At 67.8% G+C, this 15,946-nt stretch carries 10 protein-coding genes; 6 read left to right on the forward strand and 4 right to left on the reverse strand.

Annotated features, from left to right (window positions below; genetic code table 11):
• The first annotated feature begins 81 nt into the window (after positions 1 to 81).
• Positions 82 to 489, forward strand: a complete 408-nt coding sequence (locus tag M8R19_RS23050; RefSeq protein ID WP_249919018.1) for a DUF6491 family protein — start codon at positions 82 to 84, stop codon at positions 487 to 489.
• Positions 490 to 492: 3 nt separating this feature from the next.
• Here M8R19_RS23050 and M8R19_RS23055 read toward each other — a convergent pair whose 3' ends face one another.
• Positions 493 to 1,329, reverse strand: coding sequence for a M23 family metallopeptidase (locus M8R19_RS23055; RefSeq protein WP_249919019.1), 837 nt, complete (start codon positions 1,327 to 1,329; stop codon positions 493 to 495).
• Between the two features lie 328 nt (positions 1,330 to 1,657).
• A complete protein-coding gene (xseA, locus tag M8R19_RS23060) occupies positions 1,658 to 3,037 on the reverse strand; it encodes an exodeoxyribonuclease VII large subunit (RefSeq protein ID WP_249919020.1) in 1,380 nt (459 codons plus the stop codon).
• A gap of 137 nt (positions 3,038 to 3,174) precedes the next feature.
• Here xseA and guaB point away from each other — a divergent pair, with 137 nt between their 5' ends.
• On the forward strand, positions 3,175 to 4,644 hold the full coding sequence (gene guaB, locus M8R19_RS23065) for an IMP dehydrogenase (protein ID WP_009616195.1): 1,470 nt from the start codon (positions 3,175 to 3,177) through the stop codon (positions 4,642 to 4,644).
• 101 nt (positions 4,645 to 4,745) lie between these two features.
• On the forward strand, positions 4,746 to 6,326 hold the full coding sequence (gene guaA, locus M8R19_RS23070; RefSeq protein ID WP_116422920.1) for a glutamine-hydrolyzing GMP synthase: 1,581 nt from the start codon (positions 4,746 to 4,748) through the stop codon (positions 6,324 to 6,326).
• A gap of 85 nt (positions 6,327 to 6,411) precedes the next feature.
• Here the strand turns inward: guaA and M8R19_RS23075 are convergent, their stop codons facing one another.
• Positions 6,412 to 7,197 (reverse strand): crotonase/enoyl-CoA hydratase family protein, encoded by a 786-nt coding sequence (locus M8R19_RS23075; protein WP_249919021.1) that lies wholly within the window; start codon positions 7,195 to 7,197, stop codon positions 6,412 to 6,414.
• Positions 7,198 to 7,406: 209 nt separating this feature from the next.
• On the opposite strand from M8R19_RS23075, the gene M8R19_RS23080 reads away from it, so the two are divergent.
• Entirely contained in the window at positions 7,407 to 8,798 is a 1,392-nt protein-coding gene (locus M8R19_RS23080) for a multicopper oxidase family protein (protein ID WP_249919022.1), read from the forward strand.
• Positions 8,786 to 9,304 carry a tRNA adenosine(34) deaminase TadA gene (gene tadA / locus M8R19_RS23085; protein WP_083426738.1) on the forward strand — a complete coding sequence of 173 codons (519 nt, stop codon included), beginning with the start codon at positions 8,786 to 8,788 and terminating at the stop codon, positions 9,302 to 9,304. Before M8R19_RS23080 ends, tadA begins: the two co-directional genes overlap by 13 nt.
• A gap of 746 nt (positions 9,305 to 10,050) precedes the next feature.
• Here the strand turns inward: tadA and mltF are convergent.
• Positions 10,051 to 11,520 carry a membrane-bound lytic murein transglycosylase MltF gene (mltF, locus tag M8R19_RS23090; protein ID WP_249919023.1) on the reverse strand — a complete coding sequence of 490 codons (1,470 nt, stop codon included), beginning with the start codon at positions 11,518 to 11,520 and terminating at the stop codon, positions 10,051 to 10,053.
• 315 nt (positions 11,521 to 11,835) lie between these two features.
• Here mltF and purL point away from each other — a divergent pair, with 315 nt between their 5' ends.
• The gene (purL, locus tag M8R19_RS23095; protein WP_249919024.1) at positions 11,836 to 15,732 is read left to right on the forward strand and encodes a phosphoribosylformylglycinamidine synthase; all 3,897 of its coding nucleotides are present in this window, start codon (positions 11,836 to 11,838) and stop codon (positions 15,730 to 15,732) included.
• The last annotated feature ends 214 nt before the right edge of the window (positions 15,733 to 15,946 follow it).

Below are 15,946 nucleotides of genomic sequence, written 5' to 3' on the forward strand. Positions count from 1 at the left end.
GGCCTTTTCCCAGGGTGGGAAAATGGAGCCGGGCCGGTTTCGGCTCGACATGGGCCACCCATCCGTGGCCGGGAGGTGAGCATGCGCAATGTCCGCAGTGCCGCCATGCTGGCGGTTGCCGTCCTGCTGGCCGCCTGCAGCCAGTCCGGGCTGCGCAACGACCAGTTGCCCCTCGACCAGCACCTGGAACGCCTCGGCTACCGCCAGGGCGAGATGGTCAAGTCGATCCCGGTGTGGGAAACCCAGGGCTGGGAATACCTCGACAAGGGCCACATCGTCCTCGGCCACGCGCCCGGCCGGCGCTACCTGGTGGCCTTCTCCTCGCCCTGCGACAACCTGTCGTTCAGCAACCGCCTGAACATCAGCAGCACAGTGGGAGCGGTGACCAGGCTCGACCGCATCCTCTCGTACGACTCGACCGGTATCCCCGAGCCCTGCCTGATCGGCGAGCTCTATCGTCTGGAGCGGGTGCCCAGCCGCGCAGAATGAACCTCAGGGCTTGAAGGCGCCGATGAAGATCGCCGGGTCGACGCGGGCATCGTTGAGGCTGACGTTCCAGTGCATGTGCGGCCCGGTGGCCCGGCCGGTGGCGCCGACGCGGCCGACCACGCCGCCGCGCGGGACCTGGTCGCCGAGCTTCACGTCGATCTTCGACATATGGCAGAACATGCTGATGAAGCCCTGCCCGTGGTCGACGAACACGGTGTTGCCGTTGAAGAAGTAGTTGCCGATGAGGATCACCTTGCCCGCCGCCGGGGCCTTGATCGGCGTGCCGGCGGGCACCGCGAAGTCCAGCCCGGAGTGCGGGTTGCGTTCCTCGCCGTTGAAGAAGCGGCGCAGGCCGAAGGGGCTGGAGAGCGGGCCGTTCACCGGCTTGTCCAGCACCAGGTTGCTCGGCGTGCCGGGGCTGAAGCTGCGGTAGGCGGCGGTCTGCTCGGCCAGTTCGCGGTTGATGCGCTTGAGGTCCTCGGGCAGCGGGTTGACCTGGCGGGTGTTCTTCAGGGTGATGCGCTGCTCGCGGTAGTGCTTGCTGCCGACCTGGAACGGCAGGCTGCGGTTGGCGCCGGCCTGCTTCACCTGCAGTTGTTGCTGGCCCGGCTTGACGCTGAGCGGGATGCCGACCACGGCGATCCAGTCGCGGCCTTCCTCGCGCACCACCAGCACCGGCTTGCCCTGGTAGCTGGCGCTCGGCGCCGGCCCCGCGCTGCCCAGCTGGACCACGGCGACGCCGCCGGGCACCGGCTTGTTCAGGGTACGGCTGATGAAACCCTCGGCATGGGCGGGCAGGGAGAGAAGGGTGGCGAACAGCAGGCAGAAGACGCGGAACATGGGCTTTCCGTAAATCCGGTAAAGCCGGCAGTCTACATGGCGCGAACGTCGGGCGTGTAACCGTTGGCGGTTATTCATCAGTCCCTGTAGGAGCAACTGTCTTGCCGGCTGCGCCGGGGTGATGGGTATCGCTCCGCTCAACGCCATCCTACGGGGCAATCTTGCACCGGAGGGCTCTTCGTAGGATGGGTTGAGCCTGCGAAACCCATGCGGTCGTGGTGATGGGTATCGCTTCGCTCAACACCATCCTACGAAGAGCCGTGCTTCTTGGAAACGTAGGAGCGGACTCCGTCCGCGATTTCGGCGCATGTCACAGCCAAGGCCCAGGTCAGTCCAGCAGCGAGAGGGTGACCGGGGCCTGGTGGTTGTCTTCCACCCGCACTTCCAGTTGGCCTTCGCCCAGTTTCGCGGTCAGACGCTGGCCGGGCTGGGCCTGGGCGGCGCGGCGGATGGCCTGGCCGCGCTCGTCGAGGAGGATGCTGTAGCCGCGCCCGAGGGTCGCCAGCGGGCTGACGATGTGCAGGCTCTGGGCCAGGCCGTCGAGGCGCTGGCGGCGCTCGCGGAGGATCGCCCGGGTGGCGTGGGGCAGGCGCGCGGCCAGGCTGTCGAGTTTCTGCCGCAGCAGCGCCAGGGCGCGGCCCGGGTGCTGTGCCTGCAGGCGCGTCTGCAGGCGGCCGATGCGTTCCTGGCGCACCTGCAGCTGGCGCTCGAAGGCGCGGCGCAGGCGCATGTCCAGGTCGTCCAGGCGCTGGGCCTGCTGGCGCAGGCGCTCGCCGGGGTGGCGCAGGCGCCGGGCGGTGCCTTCCAGGCGCAGGCGCTCGCGGGTCAGGCGGTCCTGGATGCGCAGGATCAACCGGCGGCGCAGGCCGTCCAGGCGCTGCTGCAGGTCGCCGGCGTGCGGCGCCAGCAACTCGGCGGCGGCCGAGGGCGTGGGCGCGCGGACGTCGGCGACGAAATCGCTGATGGAAACGTCGGTCTCGTGGCCCACGGCGCTGACCACCGGCGTGGCGCAGGCGGCGATGGCGCGGGCCACGACTTCCTCGTTGAAGCACCAGAGGTCTTCCAGCGAGCCGCCGCCGCGGGCCAGGATGATGGCGTCGAAACCGCGCGCATCGGCCAGCTTCAGGGCGCGGACGATCTGCGCGGTGGCCTCGCGGCCCTGCACCGCGGTGGGCACCAGGGTCAGCTCGACCTGCGGCGCGCGGCGGCGGAACACGCTGATGATGTCGCGGATCACCGCGCCGGTGGGCGAGCTGACGATGCCGATGCGCCGCGGATGGGCCGGCAGCGGCCGCTTGCGCTCGGCGGCGAACAGGCCCTCGGTGGCGAGCTTCTGCTTCAGTGCCTCGAAGGCCAGGCGCAGGGCGCCGTCACCGGCCGGTTCGACGGCGTCGGCGATCAGTTGGTAGTCGCCGCGGCCCTCGAACAGCGAGACCTTGCCGCGCACCTTGACCGCCAGGCCGTCGCGCAGGGCCTGGCGCACGCGCAGGGCGTGCTGGCGGAACAGCGCGCAGCGCACCTGGGCGTTGCCGTCCTTCAAGGTGAAATAGATGTGCCCGGAGGCGGGGCGGGCGAGGTTGGAGATCTCGCCTTCCACCCACACCTGCGGGAACACGTCCTCCAGGAGCTGGCGGGCGCGCTGGTTGAGCTGGCTGACGGTCAGCACCTCGCGGTCGAGGCCCAGCCGTTGGAAAGGGTCATTGAACATGGCGCTGGATGATAAGCCCGGGGCCTTGCCGAGGGCCAGCGCGAAACCCGCGAATCCAGCGGTCGGGCGCGTTGAGCCCGAGCGTGAAGCTGGGGTATAATGCCGCGCTTCCATTTTCCCGTGTGGGAGCCCTCGCCATGCTGCGCATCAGCCAAGAAGCCCTGACGTTCGACGACGTCCTCCTCATCCCCGGTTACTCCGAGGTCCTGCCCAAGGACGTGAGTCTGAAGACTCGCCTGACCCGGGGCATCGAACTGAACATCCCGCTGGTGTCCGCCGCCATGGATACCGTGACCGAATCCCGCCTGGCGATCGCCATGGCGCAGGAAGGCGGTATCGGCATCATCCACAAGAACATGGGCATCGAGCAGCAGGCTGCCGAGGTGCGCAAGGTCAAGAAGCACGAGACCGCCATCGTTCGCGACCCGGTCACCGTGACGCCCTCGACCAAGATCATCGAGCTGCTGCAGATCGCCCGCGAATACGGCTTCTCCGGCTTCCCGGTGGTGGAAGAGGGTGAGCTGGTGGGCATCGTCACCGGCCGCGACCTGCGCGTGAAGCCGAACGTCGGCGACAGCGTGGCGGCGATCATGACGCCCAAGGACAAGCTGATCACCGCCCGCGAAGGTACCGCCCTGGAAGAGATCAAGGCCAAGCTGTACGAGAACCGCATCGAGAAGATGCTGGTGGTCGACGAGCAGTTCCGCCTCACCGGCCTGGTCACCTTCCGTGACATCGAGAAGGCCAAGACCTACCCGCTGGCGTCCAAGGACGAGCAGGGCCGCCTGCGCGTCGGCGCCGCCGTCGGCACCGGCGCCGATACCGCCGAGCGCGTCGCCGCGCTGGTCGCCGCCGGCGTCGACGTAGTGGTGGTGGACACCGCCCACGGCCACTCCAAGGGCGTGATCGATCGCGTGCGCTGGGTGAAGGAAACCTTCCCGCAGGTCCAGGTGATCGGCGGCAACATCGCCACCGGCGAAGCCGCCAAGGCCCTGGCCGACGCCGGCGCCGACGCGGTCAAGGTCGGCATCGGCCCGGGCTCCATCTGCACCACCCGCATCGTCGCCGGCGTGGGCGTGCCGCAGATCTCGGCCATCGCCAACGTCGCCGCCGCCCTCGAAGGCACCGGCGTCCCGCTGATCGCCGACGGCGGCATCCGCTTCTCCGGCGACCTGGCCAAGGCCATGGTGGCTGGCGCCTACTGCGTGATGATGGGCTCCATGTTCGCCGGTACTGAAGAGGCTCCGGGTGAGATCGAGCTGTTCCAGGGCCGTTCCTATAAGTCCTACCGCGGCATGGGCTCCCTGGGTGCAATGGCCGGCGCCACCGGTTCCTCCGACCGCTACTTCCAGGACGCCTCCGCCGGCGCCGAGAAGCTGGTCCCCGAGGGCATCGAAGGCCGCGTCCCGTACAAGGGCCAGCTGACCGCCATCGTCCACCAACTGATGGGTGGCCTGCGCGCAGCCATGGGCTACACCGGCAGCGCCGACATCCAGGACATGCGTACCCGGCCGCAGTTCGTACGCATCACCGGTGCCGGCATGGCCGAATCCCACGTGCATGACGTGCAGATCACCAAGGAAGCGCCGAACTACCGCGTCGGCTAAACCGCTCTTTCGCTGGAGGCTGGAGGCTGGAGGCTGGACGAGATTGCTCTTTCGTTCAGCCTTCAGCCTTCAGCCTTCAGCCATTTCCCCAGGGGAAGAAAATGGCCCATCAAGATATCCATGCTCACCGGATCCTGATCCTCGACTTCGGTTCCCAGTACACCCAGCTGATCGCCCGCCGCGTGCGTGAGATCGGCGTGTACTGCGAAATCCACCCGTTCGACATGAGCGACGACGACATCCGCGCCTTCGCCCCGCGCGGCATCATCCTGGCCGGCGGCCCGGAGTCGGTGCACGAGCTGGACAGCCCGCGCGCGCCCAAGGCGGTGTTCGACCTCAACGTGCCGCTGTTCGGCATCTGCTACGGCATGCAGACCATGGCCGAGCAACTGGGCGGCAAGGTGCAGGGTTCGGACCTGCGCGAGTTCGGCTACGCCCGCGTCGACGTGGTCGGCAAGGCGCGCCTGCTCGACGGCATCGAGGACCACGTCGATGAAGACGGCGTGTTCGGCCTCGACGTGTGGATGAGCCACGGCGACAAGGTCACCGACATCCCCGAGGGCTTCCACATCCTCGCCAGCACCCCGAGCTGCCCGATCGCCGCCATGGCCGACGACGCCCGCGGCTACTACGGCGTGCAGTTCCACCCGGAAGTGACCCACACCAAGCAGGGCGGCCGCATCCTCTCGCGCTTCGTCCTCGACATCTGCGGCTGCGAAGCCCTGTGGACGCCGTCGAACATCGTCAACGACGCCATCGCCACCGTGCGCGCCCAGGTGGGCAACGCCAAGGTGCTGCTGGGCCTGTCCGGCGGCGTCGACTCCTCGGTGGTCGCGGCCCTGCTGCACAAGGCCATCGGCGACCAGCTGACCTGCGTCTTCGTCGACAACGGCCTGCTGCGCCTGCACGAGGGCGACCAGGTGATGGCCATGTTCGCCGAGAACATGGGCGTCAAGGTGATCCGCGCCAACGCCGAAGACAAGTTCCTCGGCCGCCTGGCCGGCGTCGCCGACCCGGAAGAGAAGCGCAAGATCATCGGCCGCACCTTCATCGAGGTCTTCGACGAGGAAGCCACCAAGCTGCAGGACGTGAAGTTCCTCGCCCAGGGCACCATCTACCCCGACGTGATCGAGTCGGCCGGCGCCAAGACCGGCAAGGCCCACGTGATCAAGTCGCACCACAACGTCGGCGGCCTGCCCGAAGACATGCAGTTCGAACTGGTCGAGCCGCTGCGCGAACTGTTCAAGGACGAAGTGCGCAAGATCGGCCTGGAACTGGGCCTGCCCTACGACATGGTCTACCGCCACCCGTTCCCGGGCCCGGGCCTGGGCGTGCGCATCCTCGGCGAAGTGAAGAAGGAATACGCCGACCTGCTGCGCCGCGCCGACCACATCTTCATCGAGGAACTGCGCAACTTCGACTGGTACCACAAGACCAGCCAGGCCTTCGTGGTGTTCCAGCCGGTGAAATCCGTCGGCGTGGTCGGCGACGGCCGTCGCTACGCCTGGGTCGTGGCCCTGCGCGCGGTGGAGACCATCGACTTCATGACCGCACGCTGGGCGCACCTGCCCTACGAGCTGCTGGAGAAGGTCAGCAACCGCATCATCAACGAGATCGAAGGCATCTCCCGCGTCACCTACGACGTGTCGAGCAAGCCGCCGGCGACCATCGAGTGGGAGTGATCCCAGCGATCCGGCGCCGCTGAACGCGGCGCCGGCAGCTGGAAGACGGGGCGGTCGTGGTCATCCACGCCGCCCCGTCGTCGTTTCAGCGGCCGACGAAGTTCGCCTCGCGGCGTTCGAGGAAGGAGGCCACGCCTTCCTTGACGTCCTCGCTGCCCATCAGCGGCTGCAGGTCCGGCAGCAGGCGACGGGCGGCTTCCGTCTCGCCTTCGGCCAGGGCCAGGCGCGCGCTGGCCAGGGTGGCGCGCACGCCCAGCGGGGCTTGGCGGGCGATGCGTTCGGCTACGGCCAGGGCTGCGGCGAATTCCTCGCCGGGGGCCGTCACTTCCTGCACCAGGCCTATGCGGTGGGCTTCCCGGGCGTCGAATTCGTCGCCGGTGAGCAGGTAGCGCATGGTGTTGCCCCAGCCGATGTTCTGCACGAAGCGGATGGTCGCGCCGCCCACGGCATAGATGCCGCGCTTGACCTCGATCTGGCCGAAGCGGGCATCTTCCGCGGCGATGCGCACGTCGGCGGCCAGCATCAGTTCCAGGGCGGCGGTGAAGCAGACGCCGCGGGCAGCGACCACGATCGGCTTGGCCACCCGCCGAGCCGGGTCCAGGCCGAAGGGGTCGCAGGCGCCTGGAGGCAGTTCGGGGAAGCGGCCGCTGGCGAACTGCGGGCCCCACTTGTCCAGCTCCAGGCCGGCGCAGAAGTGCTTGCCTTCGCCGTAGAGCAGGCCGCAGCGCAGTTCGTCGTCGCGTTGCAGTTCACCGTAGGCGTCGGCCAGCGTCAGGTACAGCTCCACGTCCATGGCGTTGTACTTCTCCGGGCGGTTCAGCCCGATGCAGAGCACATGGCCCTTGCGTTCCACCTTCAGTTTCTGGCTCATGCCTCGTCTCTCTCGTCGTCAATGGCGGTGTATCGCCGTGGAAGCGAAGTTATTCAGATAGCCTTCCGTGGCGTGGCTGTCCATGTCTGTCAGGCATTTGCTGCGGTTGCCCGGGATGCGACATCGCGCAGCGCCTTCGTGCTCGCCTTGCCACCGGGAAAATGAGAAAATCTTGCATTTGCGAGATACCCGCAGGGGTTGGGGGAGACATGAGCTTTACCCGCAGACAGGTACTGGGTGGCATCGCCGGCCTCGCCGTGGTCGGCCTCGGCGCCGGCGGCGCGCGTCTATGGCTGGCGCGCCCGCAGGTGACCGCGGAGCACGACTACGAACTGATCGCCGCGCCCATGGACCTGGAGCTGGTGCCCGGGCACAAGACCCCGGCGCTGCTCTACGGCAACCGCTTCCCCGGCTTCGAGATCCGCGCCCGCCAGGGCGACTGGCTGCGCGTGCGTTTCACCAACAAGCTGGACCAGCCGACCACCATCCACTGGCACGGCATCCGCCTGCCCATCGAGATGGACGGCGTGCCCTACATCTCGCAGCCGCCGGTGCAGCCGGGGCAGAGCTTCGTCTACCTGTTCAAGACCCCCGACGCCGGCAGCTACTGGTACCACCCGCACCTGATGAGCAGCGAGCAGCTGGGCCGCGGCCTGGTCGGCCCGCTGATCATCGACGAGCGCGAGCCCAGCGGCTTCAGCCACGAGAGAATCCTCTGCCTGAAGACCTGGCACGTGGACGAGCAGGGCGCCTTCACCGCCTTCAGCGTGCCGCGCGAGGCCGCTCGCGAGGGCACCCGCGGCAGTCTGTCGACCATCAACGGCGAGCACGTGCCGGTGATCGAGCTGCCCGCCGGCCAGGTGACCCGCGTGCGCATCCTCAACATCGACAACACCGTGACCTACCGGCTCAACCTGCCGGGCAGCGAGGCGAAGATCTACGCCATTGACGGCCACCCGGTGGAGCCGCGGGACCTCGACGAGCAATACTGGATCGGCCCGGGCATGCGCCTGGAGCTGGCCATCCGCGGTCCGGCCGAGGGCCAGGAGCTGTCCCTGCGCGACGGCGTGGTGCGCCTGGGCACGGTGCGCGGCGTGGCGCCGCTGCAGGGTGGTTCCGCCGAATGGCCGCCGGCGCTGCCGCACAACCCGGTGAGCGAGCCGGACCTGGACAAGGCCGAGACCATCGACTTCAAGTTCGAGTGGGTGGGCGCCATGACCGACTACTCCAAGGGCCAGGCGACCCCGTCGCTGTGGCAGATCAACGGCGTGGCCTGGCAGGGCGGCGAGGAGCACAAGCACAACGCGCCGCCGCTGGCCAAGCTGGAGCTGGGCAAGAGCTATATCTTCACCCTGCGCAACCTGACGCAGTACCAGCACCCGATCCACCTGCACGGCATGACCTTCAAGGTGCTGGCGTCCAACCGCCGCAAGATCATCCCGTACTACAGTGATACCTACCTGCTGGGCAAGAACGAGAGCGCGAAGGTGGCGCTGGTGGCGGACAACCCTGGCCTGTGGATGTTCCACTGCCACGTCATCGACCATATGGAGACCGGCCTGATGGGCACCATCGCCGTGGGTGACGCCTGGTGCGGCTGACCAACAGCAAGGGCCACCCGACGGTGAAGGGGCTGGCCCCTGTGATCGACCGCAGCCGCGACCGCGAATTCATGCGCGAGGCCATGGCCCTGGCCGAGCAGGGCGCGGCCCTGGGCGAGGTGCCGGTGGGCGCCGTGCTGGTGCTGGAAGGCCAGGTCATCGGCCGTGGCTTCAACCAGCCGATCACCGCCCATGACCCCAGCGCCCATGCCGAGATGATCGCCATCCGCGAGGCTGCGGCGGCGGCCGGCAACTACCGCCTGCCCGGCAGCACCCTCTATGTCACCCTGGAGCCCTGCAGCATGTGCGCCGGCCTGTTGGTGCACGCGCGCATCCAGCGCCTGGTCTATGCCGCCACCGAGCCCAAGTCGGGGGTGGTGGTCAGCCGGGGGGAGTTCTTTGCCCAGGATTTCCTCAATCACAAGGTGTTGGTGGAGGGCGGGGTGCTGGCGGAGGAGTGCAGTGCGATGTTGTCGGCCTTCTTCAAGGCGAGGCGCAAGGGGTAGGGTTTATAGGTGCGTGTAGGAACGAGCTTGCTCGCGAACCTTGGTCTTGCGCACCCAACCTAACCCCCGTCATTCCCGCGAACGCGGGAACCCAGCTGCCTTCTTGTTTGGGTGTACCGCGCCGCTCCGAGTCTGCGGAGATTTTTTGTTTCGCCCCCTCGGGCGAGTCCCTTTTGTCAAACGCCACAAAAGGAACCAAAAAGGCTTGCCCCAACATACGGGCCCGATGGAGCCGGGCTACCCTCACGAATTCCCCCGCCACGGAGGCCCGCCCCGAGGGTACGTCCCTGTAGCCCGCGGGGCTCTCGCGACATCCATGTCGCATGACCTCCTGAGCGGGGGCTTCGCTCGGCCTTCTGAAGGGGCGTTCCGGTGCGCTCGGACGTTTCTCTGGAAGTCCCAAAGCCAAAGCGCTTTTGCTCTTCGTAGGAGCGAGCTTGCTCGCGAACCTTGCAGTCACTGGGTTCCCGCGTTCGCGGGAATGACGGGGTGGGGGCGGAGTATCAGGATAACTCTGGAGTTCCCGGCGACTCAGGACAGCCCCCTCTCCCTTCAGGGAGAGGGCTGGGGAGAGGGCGCTCTTACCCCCAACACCTACGCCACCAGCAAACCCCATTCGCAAAAAAGCACCTACGACCCCAGGAACACACAATCCGCGGACGGAGTCCGCTCCTACGAATCGCCAGGCGGCACGGCATTCCCCGTAGACGCGTGTCAGTCTCATGCCCCCCGACGGGCCACCCTGTTCAGAGCTTCTCGTCGGTCTCTTCGCTGGGCCGGGCCTTGTTCACCCCGGGCAGGTGCAGGCCGCTTTCGGCCAGTTGGCCGCCTTCGAGCTGCGGCTGGGTCACCCAGGTGAGGATGTCGTAGTAGCGCCGCACGTTCTGCACGAAATGCACGGTCTCGCCGCCGCGGGCGTAGCCGTAGCGGGTCTTGCGGAACCACTGCTTCTGCGACAGGCGCGGCAGCATCTTCTTCACGTCCAGCCACTTGTCCGGGTTCAGGCCTTCCTGCTGGGCCAGCTTGCGGGCGTCGTCGAGGTGGGCGCTGCCGATGTTGTAGGAGGCCAGGGCGAACCAGCTGCGGTCCGGCTCCTTGATGCTGTCCGGCAGCTCGTCGCGGATCTGGTCGAAGTACTTGCCGCCGCCCTGGATGCTCTGCTTGGCGTCGAGGCGGTTGGACACGCCCATGGCCTGGGCGGTGCGGTTGGTCAGCATCATCAGGCCGCGCACGCCGGTCTTGGAGGTGGCGTCGGGCTGCCACATGGATTCCTGGTAGCCGATGGCGGCGAGCAGGCGCCAGTCCATCTTCAGCGTCTGGGCGATCTGCTTGAAGTGCGTTTCGTAGCGCGGCAGGCGCTGCTGCAGGTGCTGGGCGAAGGTGTAGGCGCCGACGTAGCCGAGCACGTCGACGTGGCCGTAGTAGCGGTCCTTCAGGTGCTGCAGGGTGCCGTCCTGCTTGACCTTGTCGAGGAACTTGTTGACCTCGGCATACAGGCTGTCGTCCGTCCCGCCGGGCAGGGCCCAGGCCAGGCCGCGGGCGTCGCCCAGGTCGAAGGCCACGCGCACGTTGGGGAAGTAGACCTGGTTCATCGCCAGTTCGTTGGAGTCGATCAGCGTCAGGTCGATGTCGCCGACGTCCACCATGCGCAGCAGGTCGACCATCTCGTCGGCGTCGGATTCCTTGTACTCCAGCTTCGGATACTTCTTCTTCAGCTCGGCCAGCTGCGTGGCGTGGCTGCTGCCCTTGAGCACCACGATGCGCTTGCCGACCAGGTCGTCCGGGCGGGTGGGGCGCGGGTCGCCATTGCGGTAGACCACCTGGGGGGTGACGTCCAGGTAGGAGTGCGAGAAGCGTACGGAGATCTCCCGCTCGCCGCCGGGGGTGAGGCCGGCGGCGGCCAGGTCGGGGCCGCCGGATTGGCCGAGCTTGCTGTAGAGGTCGTCGAGGTTGTCGGCGGTCTCCATCTGCAGCTTCACCCCCAGGTGATCGGCGAAGCGCTTGGCCAGCTCGTATTCGAAGCCGGTCTCGCCGTTGCGATCCTGGAAGTAGGTGGCCGGGCTGTTGCGGGTTATCACCCGCAGCACTCCGTCCTTCTGTACCCGCTCCAGGGCTGTGGGGGCTTTCGCCTCGCTACAGCCGGAGAGCAGCAGAAAGATACAGGTCGCCAGGATCCATACGGCGGAGCGCACGCGTGACGGGTTCAGGGCAAACATCGGCGCAGTATACGCCAAGGTCGCGGAGCCCAATATCTGGACAGCTCGGGGTATCTCTGCTAGCGGCTTCGTTTCAGAGGCCGTGCCAGACGCCGGTCAGGGGCCCCGGGGCGCGCCTGGAGTGGGCGTGCGGCGAGCCTGTTCGAAAGCGTTCGAAGATGAATGGCGCCGCTCCCCCGCCCAATGGCAGAAAGCCCTTGCCGTCGGCCGAGCTGCAGGTGCCGCCGGAGCATGCTTTACGGTAGAATGCACGGCCTCTGCGGGCCGGCCCTCCCGGCCCTGCGAATTCCCCTGTCTCCAGAGGCTGTTCCGACAATGCTGATCCTGCGCGGCACTCCCGCCCTTTCCGCCTTCCGCCACGGCAAACTGCTCGACCTGCTCACCCGGCAGGTACCCGCTGTCACCGGGCTGTACGCCGAGTTTGCGCATTTCGCCGAGGTCAGTGGCGTGCTGACCGCCGATGAGGAACAGGTGCTCGGACGGCTGCTGAAGTACGGCCCGAGCGTGCCGGTGCAGGAGCCCAAGGGCCGGCTGTTCCTGGTGGTGCCGCGCTTCGGCACCATCTCACCGTGGTCCAGCAAGGCCACCGACATCGCCCACAACTGCGGCCTGGCGAAGCTCGAGCGCATCGAGCGCGGCATCGCCTACTACGTCGCCGGCGAGCTGTCCGAGGCCGACGCCGCGCAAGTCGCCGCGCGCCTGCACGACCGCATGACGCAACTGGTGCTGAACCAGATGGAAGAGGCCGCCGGCCTGTTCAGCCACGCCCAGCCCAAGCCGCTGACCGTGGTCGACATCCTCGGCGGCGGCCGCGCCGCGCTGGAGAAGGCCAACCTGGAGCTGGGCCTGGCCCTGGCCGAGGACGAGATCGACTACCTGGTGAAGAGCTTCGTCGAGCTGGGCCGCAACCCGCACGACGTCGAGCTGATGATGTTCGCCCAGGCCAACTCCGAGCACTGCCGCCACAAGATTTTCAACGCCAGTTGGGACATCGATGGCCAGGCCCAGGACAAGAGCCTGTTCGGCATGATCAAGAACACCTATGAAATGCACCGCGAAGGCGTGCTGTCCGCGTACAAGGACAACGCCGCAGTGATGGTGGGCTCGGTCGCCGGGCGCTTCTACCCGAACCCCGAGACCCGCCAGTACGGCGCCAGCGAAGAGCCGGTGCACATCCTGATGAAGGTCGAGACGCACAACCACCCGACCGCCATCGCCCCGTTCCCCGGCGCCTCCACCGGCTCCGGCGGCGAAATCCGTGACGAGGGCGCCACCGGCCGCGGCGCCAAGCCCAAGGCAGGCCTGGTCGGCTTCACCGTCTCCAACCTGAACATCCCCGGTTTCGAGCAGCCCTGGGAAGTGCCCTACGGCAAGCCCGAGCGCATCGTCACCGCGCTGGACATCATGATCGAGGGCCCGCTGGGCGGCGCCGCGTTCAACAACGAGTTCGGCCGGCCCAACCTGACCGGCTACTTCCGCACCTTCGAGCAGGCCGTGGCCACCCCGCGCGGCGAGGAAGTGCGCGGCTACCACAAGCCGATCATGATCGCCGGCGGCCTCGGCAACATCCGTGAAGACCACGTGCAGAAGGGCGAGATCAGCGTCGGCGCCAAGCTCATCGTGCTCGGCGGCCCGGCCATGCTCATCGGCCTGGGCGGCGGCGCCGCTTCCTCCATGGCCACCGGCGCTTCCGCCGCCGACCTGGACTTCGCCTCGGTACAGCGCGAGAACCCGGAAATGGAACGCCGCTGCCAGGAGGTCATCGACCGCTGCTGGCAGCTGGGCGCGAACAACCCGATCAAGTTCATCCACGACGTCGGCGCCGGCGGCATCTCCAACGCCCTGCCGGAGCTGATCAACGACGGCGGCCGCGGCGGCCGCTTCGAACTGCGTGCGGTGCCCAACGACGAGCCGGGCATGAGCCCGCTGGAAATCTGGTGCAACGAGTCCCAGGAACGCTACGTGATGTCGGTGGACGCCGCCGACTTCGAGACCTTCAAGGCCATCTGCGAGCGCGAGCGCTGCCCGTTCGCCGTGGTCGGCGAGGCCACCGAGGAGAAACACCTGACCGTCGCCGACAGCCACTTCGGCAACAAACCGGTGGACATGCCGCTCGACGTGCTGCTCGGCAAGCCGCCGCGCATGCACCGTTCGGTCGCCCGCGAAGCCGAGATCGGCGATGACTTCAGCGCCGCCGCCCTGGACCTGGGCGAGGCTACCGAGCGCGTGCTGCGCCACCCGGCCGTGGCCAGCAAGAGCTTCCTGATCACCATCGGCGACCGCACCATCACCGGCCTGGTGGCCCGCGACCAGTTCGTCGGCCCCTGGCAGGTGCCGGTGGCCGACTGCGCCGTCACCGCCACCAGCTTCGACGTGTACACCGGCGAAGCCATGGCCATGGGCGAGCGCACCCCGCTGGCCCTGCTCGACGCCCCGGCTTCGGGCCGCATGGCCATCGGCGAGACCATCACCAACCTGGCTGCCGCCAGCATCGGCGCGATCTCCGACATCAAGCTGTCGGCCAACTGGATGGCCGCCGCCGGCCACCCGGGCGAGGACGCGCGCCTGTACGACACCGTCAAGGCGGTGGGCATGGAACTGTGCCCGGCGCTGGGCATCACCATCCCGGTGGGCAAGGACTCCATGTCCATGAAGACCCGCTGGCAGGATGAGGGCGTGGAGAAGAGCGTCACCGCGCCCATGTCGCTGATCATCTCCGGCTTCGCCCCGGTCGGCGACGTGCGCAAGACCCTCACCCCGCAACTGCGCCTGGACAAGGGCGAGACCGACCTGATCCTGATCGACCTGGGTCGCGGCAAGAACCGCCTGGGCGGCTCGATCCTGGCGCAGACCTACGGCAAGATCGGCCAGCAAGCCCCGGACGTCGACGACGCCGAGGACCTCAAGGCCTTCTTCGCGGTGATCCAGGGCCTCAACGCCGACGGCCACCTGCTGGCCTACCACGACCGTTCCGACGGTGGCCTGCTGGCCGCCGCCCTGGAAATGGCCTTCGCCGGCCACTGCGGCCTGAACCTGCGCCTCGACGACCTGGCTTCCAGCCGCGAGGAACTCGGCGCCGCGCTGTTCAGCGAGGAACTGGGCGCGGTCATCCAGGTCCGCGAAGCCGCCACCCCGGAAGTGCTGGCGCAGTTCAGCGCCGCCGGCCTGGGCGACTGCGTGGCGGTGATCGGCCAGCCGGTCAATGGCGACGAGGTCGAGCTGAGCTTCAACGGCGAGCCGGTCTACAGCGCCGAGCGCCGCCTGCTGCAGCGCATCTGGAGCGAAACCAGCTACCAGATCCAGCGCCTGCGCGACAACGCCGAGTGCGCCGACCAGGAATTCGACGGCCTGCTGGCCGAGGACAACCCCGGCCTGTCCGCCAAGCTCAGCTTCGACGTCAACGACGACATCGCCGCGCCCTACATCAAGAAAGGCGTGCGCCCGCAGGTGGCGATCCTCCGCGAGCAGGGCGTCAACGGCCAGGTGGAAATGGCCGCGGCCTTCGACCGCGCCGGCTTCGCCGCGGTGGACGTGCACATGAGCGACATCCTCGCCGGCCGTGTCAGCCTGGAAGACTTCAAGGGCCTGGTGGCCTGCGGCGGCTTCTCCTACGGCGACGTGCTCGGCGCCGGCGAGGGCTGGGCCAAGTCGATCCTGTTCAACGCCCGTGCCCGCGACGGCTTCCAGGCCTTCTTCGAGCGCAAGGACAGCTTCGCCCTGGGCGTGTGCAACGGTTGCCAGATGATGTCCAACCTGCACGAGCTGATCCCCGGCACCGAGTTCTGGCCGCACTTCGTGCGCAACCGTTCCGAGCAGTTCGAGGCGCGCGTGGCCATGGTCCAGGTGCAGGAATCGCAGTCGATCTTCCTGCAGGGCATGGCCGGTTCGCGCCTGCCCATCGCCATCGCCCACGGCGAAGGCCATGCGGAGTTCGAGAGCGAGGAAGCCCTGCTGGAGTCGGACCTGTCCGGCTGCGTGGCGCTGCGTTTCGTCGACAACCACGGCAAGGTCACCGAGACCTACCCGGCCAACCCCAACGGCTCGCCGCGCGGGATTACCGGCCTGACCAGCCGCGACGGCCGCGTGACCATCATGATGCCGCACCCGGAGCGGGTGTTCCGCGCCGTGCAGAACTCCTGGCGCCCGGACGAGTGGCAGGAAGACGGCGGCTGGATGCGCATGTTCCGCAATGCCCGCGTCTGGGTGGGCTGAGGCCGTATCTGACGCAGCAGGAAAAAGGGGAAGGCTTCGGCCTTCCCCTTTTTCGTTGCGGGCTCGCGAACCCGACCTCCTGTAGGAGCACGCCCTGCGCGCGAATCGCGGACAAGGTCCGCTCCTTGTATGTCGACGACCCGCCATAACGGCGGGTAGTCTCCGGCTGATCACCGGAAGGAAGACCAGGAAGACGTGTCCGCTCCTAGGCTAC

It is taken from the genome of Pseudomonas sp. R3.Fl (assembly GCF_023516765.1).
GTDB classification, from domain to species: domain Bacteria; phylum Pseudomonadota; class Gammaproteobacteria; order Pseudomonadales; family Pseudomonadaceae; genus Pseudomonas; species Pseudomonas citronellolis.

Excerpts from the sequence above, each read along its gene's own strand:
- M8R19_RS23050 (WP_249919018.1), top strand. The coding sequence starts at position 82 with ATGCGCAATGTCCGCAGTGCCGCCATGCTGGCGGTTGCCGTCCTGCTG.
- guaA (WP_116422920.1), top strand. The coding sequence starts at position 4,746 with ATGGCCCATCAAGATATCCATGCTCACCGGATCCTGATCCTCGACTTC.
- mltF (WP_249919023.1), bottom strand. The coding sequence starts at position 11,520 with ATGTTTGCCCTGAACCCGTCACGCGTGCGCTCCGCCGTATGGATCCTG.
- M8R19_RS23055 (WP_249919019.1), bottom strand. The coding sequence starts at position 1,329 with ATGTTCCGCGTCTTCTGCCTGCTGTTCGCCACCCTTCTCTCCCTGCCC.
- guaB (WP_009616195.1), top strand. The coding sequence starts at position 3,175 with ATGCTGCGCATCAGCCAAGAAGCCCTGACGTTCGACGACGTCCTCCTC.
- M8R19_RS23075 (WP_249919021.1), bottom strand. The coding sequence starts at position 7,197 with ATGAGCCAGAAACTGAAGGTGGAACGCAAGGGCCATGTGCTCTGCATC.
- xseA (WP_249919020.1), bottom strand. The coding sequence starts at position 3,037 with ATGTTCAATGACCCTTTCCAACGGCTGGGCCTCGACCGCGAGGTGCTG.
- M8R19_RS23080 (WP_249919022.1), top strand. The coding sequence starts at position 7,407 with ATGAGCTTTACCCGCAGACAGGTACTGGGTGGCATCGCCGGCCTCGCC.
- purL (WP_249919024.1), top strand. The coding sequence starts at position 11,836 with ATGCTGATCCTGCGCGGCACTCCCGCCCTTTCCGCCTTCCGCCACGGC.